A 15,700-nucleotide genomic window follows, 5' to 3' on the forward strand; every position below is an offset into this window, starting at 1 on the left:
TACTATTTCCTTTTCTTACCACGCGGTCTCTGTGTGAAGTACAATACAGTTCCTGAAATAATCATTAGAACAATTGTATAAACAAATACAAGAGCTTGTGCATTAGATGTTGCTGTTTCATCACCTGCAGAACGAATCGTAATACCTAATGGTTGAGCCAATGGATGATAAAGGAATACAGATAAATCGAAATCGGTCAATAAAGAGTTAAAGTTGAGTGCGATAACAGAAAGAACTACCGGCAAGATGAAAGGAATAATAACCTTCATCATTGTGTAAAATGGTGAAGCCCCCATACTTCTAGCAGCATCCTCCATCTCATCATCAACACTAAATAAGATTGCACGTACCATTCTATAAGAGAATGGAATTTTTACAACAATATAAGCGATTAGCAAAATTACTAAACTACCAACTAGAATCTGGTTAAAGACTAAAAGTTGAGGTTGGTTGAAAGTGAACAATAAACTAACTGCTAGAAGTGTACTTGGTAATAGCCAAGGAAGAAGAGCTCCGTATTCGAACAAGAAATCAAATCGAGTTTTATGTTTACGAACTACTCGCGCAAACACAACAGCAAGAACTGTTGCAGTAGTTGCTGCAATGATAGAATATATAAAGCTGACTAGGAATGGAGAAAACGCAACACTATTACTAAAGAACAATCTGTAATTATCAAGAGTAAAGTTTGATAATGATAAGTTTCCTGACTGTATTGCAACTGGGTCAGTAAATGAATACAATACAATGAAAATCAATGGTAACATGAAAACAGTGAACAAAGCATAAGCAACAATATGTGCAATGATATTCCATGGTTTAGATGTGATTTTTTGTTTTTTCAAAGGTGCTTTCGTTTTAGAAATAGAAATATAATTTCCGCCTTTTTCGATCTTGTTCATAATAGTAAGCAAAATCGTAGTGGCAATACCCAAAATAATTGCTAGAAAGGCGGCTAAGTCACGAGAATTTCCCATTCCAGCAAATGTTATGATCATTGGGTTAATAGTTTGGAATTCTTTCCCACCAACAATCATAGGTGCTGCTACTGCTGATAACCCACTTAGAAAAACCATAATTGTAAGAGCGAATAAAGTAGGAATTAGAGTTGGCAATACTACTTTTCTAAACACTGTAAATGGTTTGGCACCCATATTACGTGCAGCTTCAATAGTATGATAGTCTACACTTCGAATTGTATTAGTTAGGAATAAGGTGTGATTAGCAGTACCAGAAAATGTCATAATAAATAGAACTGCACCATAACCAATAAACCAGTTAGGATCTAAAGATGGAATAATACTTTGTAAAAATTTGGTAATCATTCCATATGGTCCATAAACGAATTTATAACCAGTAGCCAAAACTACTCCACCGTAGATTAGTGACGTCATGTATCCTAGTTTTAATATTTTAGCTCCTTTAATATCAAAATATTCTGTAAACAATACACAAAGTACACCAACAACATTAACAGTTATAATTAGTGAGAATGCTAACTTGAAACTGTTAAAAATACTCTGAATCGCACGTTGAGATTTAAAAGCTCGTTGTACGACATCAAGTGAAAACTCCCCACCTTTCACAAATACATTAACTACTAAATCAAAGTTTGGATAAATGATGAAAGTTACCAAGAACCAGATTAAGCCTAAACGAATGAGCCAATCTTTCCAATTTAATTTATGACGCATACTGCCCCTCCTTAAAATTGCAGAACGTCTGATGGTGTGATAAATAATTCCACACTTTCTCCGACAGATCTAATAGCTGACTGACTATCGATACTTGTTACATTAAGAATTTGGTTTTCAGATACCTGAACAGTATAGTGAATTGTAACTCCTGAAAATTCAACATCAATAATTGAACCTTTTAAGACAAAATCCTGATCCGTTTCACGTTTGAAGCGAACTTTTTCTAAACGAATGTAACCTTTTTTATCTTCCAAAAAAACATGAGCATTATTTAGAAGAATTCCGTGAACAGTTTCATCTGTAAGTACGTTAATGTCTCCAATGAAATCACATACAAATTCTGTTTGAGAATTATGATAAATTTCTACTGGTGTCCCCACTTGTTCAATAAAACCATTATTAAAAACAGCAATCCTATCAGATAGCGTTAACGCTTCCTCTTGGTCATGTGTAACATATAGAGTTGTAATTCCCAATTCTTTTTGAAGACGTTTCAACTCTTTTCTCAAATCCACACGTAATTTTGCATCTAGGTTTGACAAGGGTTCATCCAAACATAGGATTTTAGGTTCCAAAACAAGAGCACGAGCTAAAGCTACACGCTGCTGTTGTCCTCCAGATAATTCTGAAACGTTACGTTGCAATTGTTGATCTGAAATCTTAATTTTAGCAGCCACTGCAGAAACCTTGGCTTTAATAACATCTGGAGCAACTTTTTTAACTTTTAAACCAAATGCAATATTATCAAAAACTGTCATTGTTGGAAATAGTGCGTAAGATTGGAATACGATCCCGATTCCACGTTTTTCAGGCTCCAAGTGCGTAACATCTGTGCCATTAACCTCAATACTTCCAGATGAAGGGTCTAGAAAACCTACCAAAGCTCTCAAAGTTGTTGATTTACCACATCCAGAAGGTCCTAGAAAGGTAAAGAATTCTCCTTCCTGAATATCTAAATTAAGATTATCAATCGCGATAAAATCACCATATTTAATTTGAATATTATCAAATTTAATCATATTATTAACTTCCTTTACTAATATATAAAAAGTCCCTCTTAATTTCTTTTGTATGTGCAGAAACATTAGAGAGACTTGGAATTTTAAAAATTACACTTATGTCCTATTTTACATATTCAAGTTCAGCTTTTTCGACCCATTCGTCCAAATGTTTTCCAACAGCTTCCCAATCAATACTTTGTGGTTTCACTTGATCAACAAATTTCTTAGTTGCTTCTGGTAACTCTTTCACTGCCTCAGTATTTGCAGGAATAGAACCAAAGTTTTTGCTATACTCTACTTGAATTTCTGTTTGACCAAACCAATCAATAAATTCTTTAGCTAAAGCTTGTTTCTTACTAGTATTCAAAATCATTGTTTGTTCAGTTACAAACGGGACACCAATTTCAGGAGACATTACTTTAAATACAACATTTTGTTCTTTCTGTCCAACTAATGCACCAGAACCCCACATCATTCCATACTGGATTGGGTCATCCTTATCCAACATTTTAACAATTGAACTTTCACCCTTTTGAAGAGTGTACGCATTTTCCAAATATTCTTTAGCTGCTTGCCAACCTTTTTCAGAAACACCCAATTCTCCTTTATCATCTAGATAACGAACAAGGATACTTGCCAAGATAGCACGCCCTGTTCCACCTGAGAGCCCAGAAATTGAATATTTACCTTTATACTTGCTACCTAACTCAGTCCAATCTTTAGGCATTTCTTTTACATCAGGCGCCCCAATTAAAACTAATGGTTGAACAATCACAGGATTATAATAATTATCTTTATCTGATAAAGATTGATCAATTTTATCTAACCATTTAGGCTTGTACTGTACTAGTAATTTTTGATCTCTAATTTTATTTGAATCAACAGCACCAATTCCAAATACCATATCTGCAACTGCATTATTCTTCTCAGCAATAACACGGTCTGCTAATTGAGCGCCAGGGATATCAACCATTTTAATATTGAAACCAGCTTCTTTTGCTTTAGCAGTTAGCCAATCTCCACGTCCGTTTGAAACAGAGTTAGAATAAATTACTAATTCTTGGCTCTTATCAGCTTTTTCTTCTGATTGAGGTGTATCGCTCGAAGAATTTGATGAATTATTTGAACCACCTGAACATGCTGCCAATGTTGTAACCGCAACCCCTGCAGCTAAAAGCGATAACAATTTAGATTTTTTCATATGAAAACTCCTTTATATTTTTAATAATAATTTTTTTTAAAATTTTTCACAATATGGAACAAATCGTCTCATATCTTCAAATACTGTATAATCAATACGATTTACAGTAATTACAGGAATCTTTTCAAGTAGAACTTTTGTTAATTCCTTTTTCACCTTTGTAAACTCTTCATTTTCATCTTCCGTTAATGGAACTCGAAGATATCCAATTGAGATATGGAATTGATAGCGATCATGATTAGGGAATCGAACACCTGCTTTTTCTGAAACATACGTTCTAATTTCTTCTAATCGTTTAGCTGATTTTTCATCTGCTGGTTCAACTAAAATGTTTTGATTGCCCATTTCAGTAACTCGCATATGAATATCTTCGTTGAGTAATGGGAAGATTTCTAGTTGCTTAGCAAAGTAATCATGAATTTCTTGTAATGGTGTATCTAGTGGTAGATGACTACTCCAAAATTCAGACTCACGATTTTCGTGACAAAGTAACTCTATTACTGTCATATGAATAGAATCTCTTGGAGTTAATGTAAATTTATCTATAAATGGCAACTCTCTATAACGTGATTGAATGATATCAACAACTTCCATCAAATCTGAATTAGTATAAAGATTTGCAACAACTGTATTCCCTGGGAAATGATTAAATTCCCCGTTCTCTTTGAACTTAATTTTTGTTAAGTTTTTCATAAAAAGACCTTCTTTTTTATTTTTGACATCGGTGTCATTCATGTTTACATTATACAATGTAAACGATTACTTTGTCAAGCGCTTTCATAATTTTTTTTTGATTTTTTTTATATATACATATCACAAGACTATTGTGCTTTATTATTTATTGTATCCATTAGGATTTTTGGATTGCCAATTCCATGTATCTCTACACATATCTTCAACCGTTTTCGTAGTCTTCCAATTTAACTCCTTATACGCTTTGTCTGCATTTGCATAACAAGTCGCAACGTCTCCTGATCGTCTTGGAACAATTTTATAAGGAATTGGAACCTTATTGACACTTTCAAATGTATTTACAAGTTGTAATACACTAGTTCCCTCTCCTGAGCCCAGGTTATAAATATAAACATCTGTTTTTTCGGATACTTTTTCTAAAGCTTTTATATGCCCTATCGCTAAATCCACTACATGGATATAATCGCGAACACCAGTACCATCTACCGTATCATAATCATCTCCAAAAACACTTAGCTCTGATCGCTTGCCTACAGCTACTTGTGCAATAAAAGGCATCAAGTTGTTGGGAATTCCAGAGGGGTCTTCACCAATAAGCCCAGACTCATGAGCCCCGATCGGATTAAAATAACGAAGCAATGCAATACTCCACTCTGAATCTGCTACATGAACATCTTTTAAAATTTGTTCAAGCATCACTTTGGTGTACCCATAAGGGTTTGTTGCACTTGTCGGCATTGTCTCAATGAGGGGTGATTGATTGTGAATGCCGTATACAGTCGCACTCGATGAAAATACAATCTTCTTAACTTTAAACTCTGACATCACTTCAACAAGAGCTAATGTGCTCATAATATTATTTTCGTAGTACATCACAGGCTTTTGCACGGATTCTCCGACAGCTTTGTATCCTGCAAAATGAATTGCAGCCTCAATAGATTCTTGTTCAAAAACTTTTCTCAATCCTTGTTTATCACAAACATCTAATTCGTAAAACGCAGGACGTTTCCCAGTAATTGCTTCAATCCGATCTAATACCAAGATGCTAGAGTTCGAAAGGTTATCGACAATTACGACTTCCTTCCCTAAATTTAATAATTCTACTACGGTATGGCTACCAATATAACCAGCTCCGCCTGTCACCAATATTGCCATTTGGGGTTCCTCCTAACTAATTCCAACCGACTTAACAAATCTCATAAACGCTTCATGTCCAAACGGAGTATTCTTATAAACGCCAGCATCTTCGAGAACTCTCGCAAATACTTGTCCTACTTCGTGTTGAACTACGCGATTAACCTCTTCTTTTTTAATATTAGGATATTTTTCTTTCAATTGGTCAGCCCATTCTAAATGATAGTTTGCAATTGAATTTTTTTCTCCTAAAAGATATTTTTCAACTTCTTCTAACTCTGTTTTCAAACGAGGTGGTAAAATCGCAAGTCCCATCACTTCGATTAACCCGATATTTTCCTTTTTAATATGTTGTACATCTTGATGAGGGTGGTAAACACCATCTGGGTATTGTTTAGTAGTATGGTTATCTCTCAGAACAATATCCAATTCATATCTTCCATCCACTTTACGAGCAATAGGAGTCACCGTATGGTGTGGAATATCTTCAGTCTTAGCAATGATGTCTACTTCTAAATCTGAATATTCTCTCCAGATATTTAGGATTTTAGTAGCTAATTCTACCAAACGATTTTTATTTTCACCTTGTAGCCTAATCACTGACATCGGCCATTTTACAATACCTGCTTTAACATCCTCAAAGTCTTTAAAAAGAAATTCTCTCTCAATTTTTGCTTTTTCCATTGGGAAAATATGTTTTCCTCCCTGGTAGTGATTATGACTAAGAATAGAACCTCCTGAGATAGGAAGATCAGAATTTGAACCAGCAAAATATCCTGGTAAAATATCAACAATCTCCAATAATTGTTCAAATGTTTTGGACGTAATAGCCATTGGTACATGTTGACTATTCAAGAATATCGCATGCTCATTAAAATATGAGTATGGGGAATACTGGAAACCCCATACTTCGTCTCCCAGTTCCAACCGAATAATTCTATGATTAGCACGTGCTGGATAATTTATTCTCCCCTGATAACCTTCATTTTCCATACAAAGTAAACATTTTGGATAATTAGATGACTTTACCAATTTCTCTGCTGCGATTGTTTTCGGATCTTTTTCCGGTTTTGATAAATTGATTGTAATTTCAAGTGAACCATAATTAGTTTCAGTATGAAAAGCTATATTTTTAGCGATAGCTGACAATTTAATATAGTCGCTATCTTTACTTAACTGATAGAACTCTTCAACTGCTTCCTGTGGCGAAACATCATATGAACTCCAAAAAATATCATTAAGGCGACTTGGTAATGGAACGATAAAATTCATCAGCTCTGCACCTAAACATTCCTTTGCCTCAGCTAAATCAGCAATTTTACCGTTCTTTAAAGCTATTTCTACTAAATTGTCTTTTAATTTTTTAAGATCACTATCATTTGAAATCTTATCAGTTCCTTCTTCACCGATTAAAGCCAATATTCTATTTTTTATATATATTTGGTCCATCGATTTATAAATTCCATATTCAATAACTTTATTAGCAAAATTATCTACTATTGTCTGCATATATACTCCTCTTTAACTATAATACTCCAATTTCCTGATAATCTAACCATTTATAAATAGATTTTGTTGTATGGGACATCTTATCAAGAATATTAATAACTTCTAAAAATACAATAGCTTCATCAACATTTGAGGATTCAATAAGAAAGTTCTCTACTACTTTGTCTCCTAGTTTTTGACATAGACCAGATATCAACTTACATTTTTTATTATAGTCATATACGTCAGGTTCATAGTTTCTATTCTTATACCATGTTAGAGTTTTCTTTAAGTGATCCCCTAGAATAAAATGTATTTTTAGCATTTCATAAAATAATGGTCCCCATTCATGCATTGTATGAATATTTTTTAAATTCTTAACTATTTCAATGATTCGATCACCAATACGTTCAATATCTGTGGATAATTTTACTATAGTTATAATTTTTCTCAAATCAACAGAAACAGGATGTTGTAAACAGATGAGTTCAATACCTTTCATATCTATTGTAACAACTGCTTCATTAATAACTAAATCATTATCTATAATACTTTGTTTTTGAACTTCAGTTAAATCATCAAATATCATTTCATATTTTTTTATTATAGAAATCCATATATCTTCTAGATTATTAGACAACTCAATAATTTCATTGTCAAAATGCTTTCTCAACATTATCTAACCTCAATAATCAATTGCACTATAAAGAACTCGTATAGATAACTGTCTTTATAGTTCATCATATGATGAAATTATTTTAAACATCAATTATCAAAATACTTGCATCATCTTTTTTACCATAAATAGGATCAATATTTGTAGATTCTTTTCTCATTTCAATTAACTCTCCAAAATTGTAGCCTGAATTTTGAGTATAAAAATCGTAAAAACCATCAGTCATTAAAACAATATGATCACTAGTTACTTCCAAACTACCATTGATAACATGATTTATACTACTTTTGTCTAGTGAACCTATCCAATATCCATCTGGTTTATTAGCTAGCTTCCTAATATTTTGTAATATAGTCTTTTTATCAACTTCATCATTAGATTTGATTGAAAATTTTCCTTGTTCAAAAAGGCAATCTACTCTATGGTCTGTAATAGTTTGATTGTTGACTATCATAACACAATCGCCAATCATTATGTATTCTAATTTTAAACCAGATAATTTCGCAAAAATAAAGGCAAAAGTTGGTAACTGGTAATAATCATCAAACTCACACTGATCTATCTCTATTATTTTTCTAACATCATCCAAAACAAGCTCGAAAATTTTCTTCAATGATAACGAATCGTCACAATACTGCTTGAGACATTCAGAAATAAGGTGAGATACTTCTGAAACTGAATAACCTATAGAGTCTTTTGAATTAAATAAATCTGTTGCTCCATCTATAATCCAGAAATATTGATTTTTGTAACCTACGCTATCTTCGTTCTCTATAGTGCTACCTTGTATTGAGCATATTCTATCTATCTTCATAATGACGTTTAAAACTCCGTTGTCCAAATAGAAGGCAAATTCCAATAATAGTTAAAAGCAACTCAACCATTTTATTTAATCCAGTTTTTGGTAATGCATGTTGATTATTTTTTGTCTTAACTACTTCACTAACATTAGTTACGTCATATTGTTTTTGTGAAATTTCTCCTGTTACTACATTACCTGAATCATGATTTGATTTTTCAATTTTATCATCTACACTATTTACTGAGTAATTATTAGCTAAACTATTTTTGTTTTCAGCTACAGGTTTTATTTCCTCTGCATGCTTATCTGAGTGGTTATCTGAATGATTACCTGAATTTTGCGAAAAGATTTTATAACTTTCATTCTCAGTTATAATATTAAAATCACCGACACTATTATTTGTGTCTGAACTGGTCCCATTAAAATCAGTTTTAAGTAAAGAAACATGATTTCCTGTTAAATTGGAAAGTTGGTTATTTAAGACAGTGATACTTCCAGCGGATTCTTCAATTACGATTCCGTCTTTACCTCCTGAAATGATATTATCAGACACTACCAAATTGTCGCTGACTCTTAACATTTCAATATTTGGCTGTTCAGTATTTTTCGAATTATTACGAATGATATTCTTTGTTACAGTAATATCAGTTACTTTTCCAAGATAATCTGCACTATCTTTTGCAATTCGTATTGCTTTAGTGTTAGAATCAGCAATATTAAATACATTTCCAGTAATAGTCACATGTTTATTCAAATCTAATATATCTTTAACATTTTTATAACTATAAGCATTAACTAAAGCAGCACCATTTTCACGATAGTGTACACTTTCCTCTTTAGTTTTCTTATCAAACCTATTTCCTTTTATTAAAATATCAGTAAATCCTGTAAAGCGAATACCCGCATACATCATATTATCAAAATGATTATTTAGAATTTTAATATTTGAAGGATTTTCAGTTGTTGCAGTTTGATAATGTGTCCCAATTGCAGTTACTAATTCACCTGATTTTTCACTTTTACCAAAATAAGAATTTTGAATTGTTACATTTTCAGATTTTTGACCATTATCATTTAATGCATATGGAAAGCCTTTTCTGGTTAATGGCTCTATTTGAATAGACTCCTTACTGATGATCTGACCATCCTTCATAGTCTTAGGGAGAGCTTGTCCCAAAAACCGAGAGTTGTCTACTAGTACATTTTTTGAACCTGCAATTTGAATGGCATGACCCTGATAGCTATCTTTAAAGGTTACATTACTTATTGTTACGTTTTTTGAATTTCCTATAGCAAAGGCTCCTGAAGAATTGATCAAAGGAAGATTCTTAGCTTTTGTCCTCTCTTCATTCAAAGCTCCGTTCATATCAATTGTTCCACCAGAGTAACTGATATCTTCGGTTGGTTCCCACTCAACTTGATCTCCATCATCAGTGAATAAACCTGTCATGAATACAATAGAAGGATGATTTTTGATATTGATACCATTTAATATTGTAGCTTTTTCATGTACTTCTATGTGTGTATGACTTCTCAAAAAGACAATTTCTTTAACTAAATAAGTTCCCTCAGGAAAATATACTTTTCCTCCACCTAATCCTTTAGCAGCTGCATCTATTGTATCTTGAATTGCTTGTCTGTCATCATTAACCCCATCGCCTACTGCACCATAATCTTTTACATTTAAAGCCGAAACTTCAATTCCTTTTTCTAAGGCAGTGTTACTCTCTCGCACTTCATTACTATTAGAGGTATCTGCAACTTCGTTCTCAGAACTAACTGACTTTGAATAAGTACTAATAAAATCAGTCAAACTGTCATGTTTACTAGTTAAGGAACCTTCTAAAGTTTTGATAGTTGAAGTAGAAAGGTCACTATTAGAAACAAGAGGAGAATCTTTCATTTCATCTTCAAAAGTTCCAGTATTTACCCCATCTTCTTTATATTCTTTATTAGGTGTCAAAGGAGAATCAACATTACTATCGGTTAATTGTGAAGTAGAAGAGTCAATCCCAGTAGGTTTATCATAATTATTAGTTGATGAGCTTTCTAAACTATTGGTGGTTGAAGTAGAAAGCTTATTTATAGATATCTGTGAAGTACTTGTAATAACTTCATCAGCAAAAACACTTTGTACCCCCAAGAATGAAACCGCTACCAAAACAGAGCACAATCCAACCTTAAGTTTCCGAATACTAAAAACCTCATTGTGAACAAAATGCTTCATAAAACACCTCCAAATTTTTTATTGTTTTTTTACTATGTATCACTAAATTTTTTTACATCAGACAAAATGACACCGCTGTCATTATCCTTATCATATATTTTCTAAATAAAATTGTCAAGGGATAACACAATAAAATACAACATTTTTTTAAAGCGTAATCATATTTAAAACTTTATATCTGTTCTATAAACCAAAAATATTATTTAGTCTCTTCCAACATTTTTAAATGGACAGAACAATTTCATAGTGAAAATGATAAAATATTTTTTAATAACTCTTAATACTGTTTCACAAAAAATAGACCAATTTCTTGATCTACTTTACTTTATATTAATTTCTAAAAATTTAATTTTGGTCAAAATTTGGTCATGATTTGGTCAAAAAAACAAAAAATACTAAATTATTTTTAAAAATTAACTTGTGATGATTGCCTTAAAATAAACACTTTGCATATTCTTTGCTTTTCTTTGCATTACTTAAAATGCCCCCTGCAGGAATCGAACCTGCAACTACTCCTTAGGAGGGAGTTGTTATATCCATTGAACTAAGGGAGCTAGAGAAAAACTCTGCTAGGTAAGCAGAGTTTTTTAGTCGAATTAACGACGGATTTCTTTGATACGAGCTGCCTTACCTTGAAGTGCACGCAAGTAGTACAATTTCGCACGACGTACTTTACCGTAACGAACAACTTCGATCTTTTCAACACGTGGAGTGTGGATTGGGAAGATACGCTCAACACCTACACCGTTAGAGATTTTACGAACTGTGTAGTTTTCTGAGATGCCAGCACCTTTACGTGCGATAACAACACCTTCAAAAATCTGGATACGTTCACGGTTACCTTCGACAACTTTCGCATGTACACGAACAGTGTCACCAGGACGGAATGATGGGATATCTGTACGAAGTTGACCTTCAGTCAAGCTTTGGATTAATGGATTCATTTTATTCTCCTATCTTTGTCAATCTTGAGGAACCTTCCTCAGCGGATAAACTGTATTTTTGTGCGTCCATTACACACAAGATACAGTTTACCAAATTTCCACATAAAAGTAAAGAAATTTATAGCAGAATTCCTAAAAAAATCGCTAGAAAACCACCTATGTAGGTTAAGACTAAATAGCTATAAAATACCTTCTTGTCACTAAGTAGTCTTTGCAGCTCATCATTCAGGGTTGAAAAGGTCGTCAAGCCACCACAAAAACCTGTCGCTAGGATAGCATAGACTTCCTTGGACTCCACATGATTGTAGAGTAGGCCAATTAAAAAACATCCTAGAAGATTGGCAATGAGAGTTCCCAATGGCAATTTAGAAGCTTGATTGTAGCTAGAAAAGAAATAGCGCACTAGTGCTCCAAACCCGCAAGCGATTGCAAGATAGACGATTACCATTTCTTCCTCCCTAGAAAATAAGCCAAGAGCAGTCCTCCACCAATGCTCAAAAATAAGTAGATGCCTAAACTAAGATAACGCCCGGTATCAAGCAGTTTCACGGCATCAAGCATTAGACTAGAAAAGGTTGTTAAACCTCCGCAAAAACCTGTACCCAGCGCCAAAACCAAGCCTTTACTAGTTCCCTTATAGACCAGATAGCCTTTCACCAGATAAACCAAGCAGAAAATGCCCAGATAATTGACGAGAAGGGTCCCCCAAGGGAAGTCTGGGCTGGCTGGTAACCAAGTGGAAACCAAGTAGCGGACAAGCCCACTCAACATAGCAGCCATAAAAATTCCGAGCGGATAAAATTGTTCTTTTTTCATTTGATGTTTTGATCCTGATAATCACGCGAACGTTTGAGAATGTCAGAAAAAGTCGCAACAATAGTCTCCTGATAGCGCTTGTCCTCTACACGACTTCTAACCTTTTCAAAAATAACCGCTTCTCTCTTAGAATCTAAGATTGGCTTACCAGATGATTTTTTATAAGCGACAACCCCTTCAACTAAATGCATCCGTTCTTCTAGGAGCTTGACGATTTGGTCGTCGATTTGATCAATTTCTTGCCGAATACAATCTAAATTCATAGTGTCTCCTCCTTTATTTGAATTATTGTATCAAAAAGCCACCAAATAGGCTAGTAAAATCCCAAAATAACTAATAAAAAAACGCACCAACTTATTCCAGTCAGCGCAGTTTGATTCTTATCCTACTTTTGCAGCTAATTCTTCTGCGAATTGTTCCAAGCGTTCGATGTCTTCTTCTTCAGCAGACAGATCCACTTTAACACAATCTGAACCTTTTTCTGCTCCTGTTGCTACAAAAACGCGATCAAAGTCATCAACAGCCTTACAGAATTCGTCATAGAAGGTATCTCCTGAACCGACCACTCCATAGATTTTGCCATTCAAGTTGAGATCTGCTAGGTCTTCGTAGAAGTCCATCATCTCATCTGGCAATTCTCCATCTCCGTAAGTGTAAGTCGCAACGATCGCGATGTCCGCCTCCAAGAAGTCTGAAGCGTCAACAGTCGTACATTCATCCACATCAACATCCAAGCCCAAGTCACGCAATTTATCTGCTACAATATCTGCAATTTCTTCGGTATTACCGGTCATACTGGCAAATACAATTTTTGCTAATGCCATATCGTCCTCCTCAATTTATCTTTCTCCATTATATCATATCTTTTTCATTTTAAAAATAAAAATTCTTGTGCTACAATGAAATGAGAAAGAATTGAGGTTATTTATGGAAATTTGCCAGCAAATCTTAGAAAAAATCAAAGAATACGATACCATTATCATTCATCGTCATATGAAACCAGATCCTGATGCCTTAGGGAGCCAAGTGGGCTTGAAAGCTCTTCTCACACACCATTTTCCAGAAAAGACCATCAAAGCAGTCGGTTTTAACGAACCAACTCTAACCTGGATGGCGGAAATGGATGCTGTCCAAGACAGTGACTACCAAGGAGCTCTTGCTATTATTTGTGATACAGCGAATCGCCCTCGTATCGATGATAAACGCTATGAACAAGCTGCTTTCACCATCAAAATCGATCACCATCCAAATGATGATATCTATGGTGACCTATCTTGGGTGGATACAAGTTCAAGCAGCGCCAGTGAGATGATTGCATTATTTGCTCAAGAAAATCAGCTAACTTTGTCTAGTGAAGCGGCACGACTTCTCTATGCAGGAATTGTCGGGGATACAGGGCGCTTTCTCTACCCGTCAACTAGTGCCCGTACCTTTAGAATAGCTGGCCAGCTCCGAGAAGTTGATTTTGACTTTGCTGGATTGTCTCGTCAAATGGATACCATGAACTTCAAGATTGCAAAACTGCAAGGCTTTGTCTATGATCATTTAGAAGTTGATGAAAACGGGGCTGCACGCGTTCTGCTTACTCAAGACATCTTGAAAAAATACAAGGTTACGGATGCTGAAACAGCAGCGATTGTCGGAGCACCTGGCCGAATTGATACTGTTAAGGCTTGGGCCATCTTTGTTGAACAAGCTGATGGCCACTTCCGTGTGCGTATGCGCAGTAAAATCACTCCTATCAATGAAATTGCCAAACAACACGACGGAGGAGGGCACCCATTAGCTAGCGGCGCCAATTCCTATAGCTTAGAGGAAAATGAACAAATATACGGAAAAATTCAAGAGGCACTACAAACTAATCCAAGCTAAGATTTTTCTTGACCGTTTACATTCTTTTGAATACAAGGTTTCTTTGTACCTCACTTTATGGTATAATAAATAAAATCAAATAAAAGGAGACTTATTATGGAAAAAAATCGTTTATTTATCCTCATTTCTGCTGGGGTGGCCATTCTTGGTGCCCTCTTGCCATGGGCTAGTTTGAATATTGGTACTTTTGGTTCATATAGTGTACATGGTTTCAATGGAGATGGCTGGTTCGTTATCATCGCAGCTATCGTCTCTATCGTTCTTGCTTGCCTGAACAATATGAATAAACCAATGCCTAAAGGTTTTGCCATTGGTGTTATTGTTGCAGGTGCAATTTCAACTCTCGTCACTCTTGTTAATCTATTCAGCGTAAATAAGTATGTATCTAACTTTGGTGGATACGGTGTTTCAATCGGGTTTGGTTTGATTCTTTCCCTTCTTGCTAGCATTGCACTTGTGGTAACTGGTCTCTTGGCAATGTCAGGTGGTAAAATTACAAAAGAATCATTCACTGAATTAGCTGAGTCAGGAAAAGATTTTGCTCAAACAGTCGGACGTGTAACAAGCTCTACCGTTAAAACTGCTGTTGAAGAAATCAAGAAAGAATCTCAAGAACATAAGAAAGAAGAGAAAGAAGCTGAAACTAAAATAGACGAGGCAAACAAAGAGACTGAATCAGTAAAATCAAAAGAAGAAACAACTGAGACTGAAAATGAATCAGTAACAGAAGTTGAAACTGAAATAAAAAATGAACAGAAGGAAGAACAAAAGGATCCTGATCAAGGGAACTAATTATTCTTCTAGTCTCGCCTCAGTAATATGTACCTCACCCCATAAGTTAGATTTTTTGTCTAACTTATGGGGTGTTTTGCTATGAAACTAAGTTATGAGGATCAATTGGTCCTATTCTCCACAGTGACCAAAATGGCAATATCAACGCTCTTCATACCATCTTTTTGGAGAAGAAAGGGAATTCAGCTATCAATATTACGAAAGGGCAACAGCCCTGATAAGGGGATGATGGAGTCCTTCTTTGGCATTTTGAAATCGGAGATATTTTATATATGTGAGAAGAGCTTGAACAAGCTATTGGAGACTACATTGGTATACTACGACAAACGAATTCATGTAAAACTAAAAGGACATAGT

The 15,700-nt window shown here is 34.5% G+C and carries 16 protein-coding genes, 1 tRNA gene and 1 pseudogene; 3 read left to right on the forward strand and 15 right to left on the reverse strand.

Features of this window, described 5'->3' with window-relative positions:
• Positions 1-2 precede the first annotated feature (2 nt).
• The 15 genes from K1I97_RS04475 to K1I97_RS04545 all read right to left on the reverse strand — a co-directional run bounded on the left by K1I97_RS04475 (position 3) and on the right by K1I97_RS04545 (position 13,503).
• The gene (locus K1I97_RS04475; RefSeq protein ID WP_084973843.1) at positions 3-1,694 is read right to left on the reverse strand and encodes an ABC transporter permease; all 1,692 of its coding nucleotides are present in this window, start codon (positions 1,692-1,694) and stop codon (positions 3-5) included.
• 11 nt (positions 1,695-1,705) lie between these two features.
• Entirely contained in the window at positions 1,706-2,716 is a 1,011-nt protein-coding gene (locus K1I97_RS04480) for an ABC transporter ATP-binding protein (protein ID WP_084973845.1), read from the reverse strand.
• A 103-nt stretch (positions 2,717-2,819) separates the two neighbouring features.
• Positions 2,820-3,899, reverse strand: coding sequence for an extracellular solute-binding protein (locus K1I97_RS04485; RefSeq protein WP_125450190.1), 1,080 nt, complete (start codon positions 3,897-3,899; stop codon positions 2,820-2,822).
• A 36-nt stretch (positions 3,900-3,935) separates the two neighbouring features.
• Complete coding sequence (locus K1I97_RS04490; RefSeq protein WP_084973849.1) at positions 3,936-4,592, reverse strand: DUF1868 domain-containing protein; 657 nt, start codon at positions 4,590-4,592, stop codon at positions 3,936-3,938.
• Positions 4,593-4,733: 141 nt separating this feature from the next.
• Entirely contained in the window at positions 4,734-5,747 is a 1,014-nt protein-coding gene (galE, locus tag K1I97_RS04495) for a UDP-glucose 4-epimerase GalE (protein ID WP_125450192.1), read from the reverse strand.
• Between the two features lie 12 nt (positions 5,748-5,759).
• Entirely contained in the window at positions 5,760-7,235 is a 1,476-nt protein-coding gene (gene galT / locus K1I97_RS04500; RefSeq protein ID WP_125450193.1) for a UDP-glucose--hexose-1-phosphate uridylyltransferase, read from the reverse strand.
• Positions 7,236-7,251: 16 nt separating this feature from the next.
• The gene (locus tag K1I97_RS04505) at positions 7,252-7,890 is read right to left on the reverse strand and encodes a phosphate signaling complex PhoU family protein (RefSeq protein WP_169446694.1); all 639 of its coding nucleotides are present in this window, start codon (positions 7,888-7,890) and stop codon (positions 7,252-7,254) included.
• Between the two features lie 82 nt (positions 7,891-7,972).
• Complete coding sequence (locus tag K1I97_RS04510) at positions 7,973-8,704, reverse strand: protein phosphatase 2C domain-containing protein (protein ID WP_125449783.1); 732 nt, start codon at positions 8,702-8,704, stop codon at positions 7,973-7,975.
• A complete protein-coding gene (locus tag K1I97_RS04515) occupies positions 8,691-10,919 on the reverse strand; it encodes a glycosyl hydrolase family 28-related protein (protein WP_125839106.1) in 2,229 nt (742 codons plus the stop codon). Before K1I97_RS04515 ends, K1I97_RS04510 begins: the two co-directional genes overlap by 14 nt.
• A 482-nt stretch (positions 10,920-11,401) precedes the next feature.
• Positions 11,402-11,473 (reverse strand) — tRNA-Arg (locus K1I97_RS04520).
• Positions 11,474-11,515: 42 nt separating this feature from the next.
• Positions 11,516-11,863, reverse strand: a complete 348-nt coding sequence (gene rplS / locus K1I97_RS04525; RefSeq protein ID WP_001068669.1) for a 50S ribosomal protein L19 — start codon at positions 11,861-11,863, stop codon at positions 11,516-11,518.
• A gap of 118 nt (positions 11,864-11,981) precedes the next feature.
• Entirely contained in the window at positions 11,982-12,311 is a 330-nt protein-coding gene (gene crcB / locus K1I97_RS04530) for a fluoride efflux transporter CrcB (RefSeq protein ID WP_223331606.1), read from the reverse strand.
• The gene (gene crcB / locus K1I97_RS04535; RefSeq protein WP_223331607.1) at positions 12,305-12,679 is read right to left on the reverse strand and encodes a fluoride efflux transporter CrcB; all 375 of its coding nucleotides are present in this window, start codon (positions 12,677-12,679) and stop codon (positions 12,305-12,307) included. Before crcB (K1I97_RS04535) ends, crcB (K1I97_RS04530) begins: the two co-directional genes overlap by 7 nt.
• Complete coding sequence (locus tag K1I97_RS04540; RefSeq protein ID WP_223331608.1) at positions 12,676-12,942, reverse strand: chorismate mutase; 267 nt, start codon at positions 12,940-12,942, stop codon at positions 12,676-12,678. Before K1I97_RS04540 ends, crcB (K1I97_RS04535) begins: the two co-directional genes overlap by 4 nt.
• Positions 12,943-13,059: 117 nt before the next feature.
• Complete coding sequence (locus K1I97_RS04545; RefSeq protein ID WP_223331609.1) at positions 13,060-13,503, reverse strand: flavodoxin; 444 nt, start codon at positions 13,501-13,503, stop codon at positions 13,060-13,062.
• Between the two features lie 103 nt (positions 13,504-13,606).
• Between K1I97_RS04545 and K1I97_RS04550 the strand changes: the two genes are divergently transcribed.
• From K1I97_RS04550 to K1I97_RS04560, 3 genes and pseudogenes are all read left to right on the forward strand, one after another.
• On the forward strand, positions 13,607-14,551 hold the full coding sequence (locus K1I97_RS04550; protein WP_223331610.1) for a DHH family phosphoesterase: 945 nt from the start codon (positions 13,607-13,609) through the stop codon (positions 14,549-14,551).
• Between the two features lie 96 nt (positions 14,552-14,647).
• Positions 14,648-15,343 (forward strand): lantibiotic ABC transporter permease, encoded by a 696-nt coding sequence (locus K1I97_RS04555; RefSeq protein WP_223331611.1) that lies wholly within the window; start codon positions 14,648-14,650, stop codon positions 15,341-15,343.
• A gap of 113 nt (positions 15,344-15,456) precedes the next feature.
• Positions 15,457-15,700, forward strand: a pseudogene (locus K1I97_RS04560) (IS3 family transposase); the annotation flags it as partial.

Origin of the sequence: Streptococcus oralis (assembly GCF_019929345.1) — a bacterium.
Taxonomy (GTDB): Bacteria; Bacillota; Bacilli; order Lactobacillales; family Streptococcaceae; genus Streptococcus.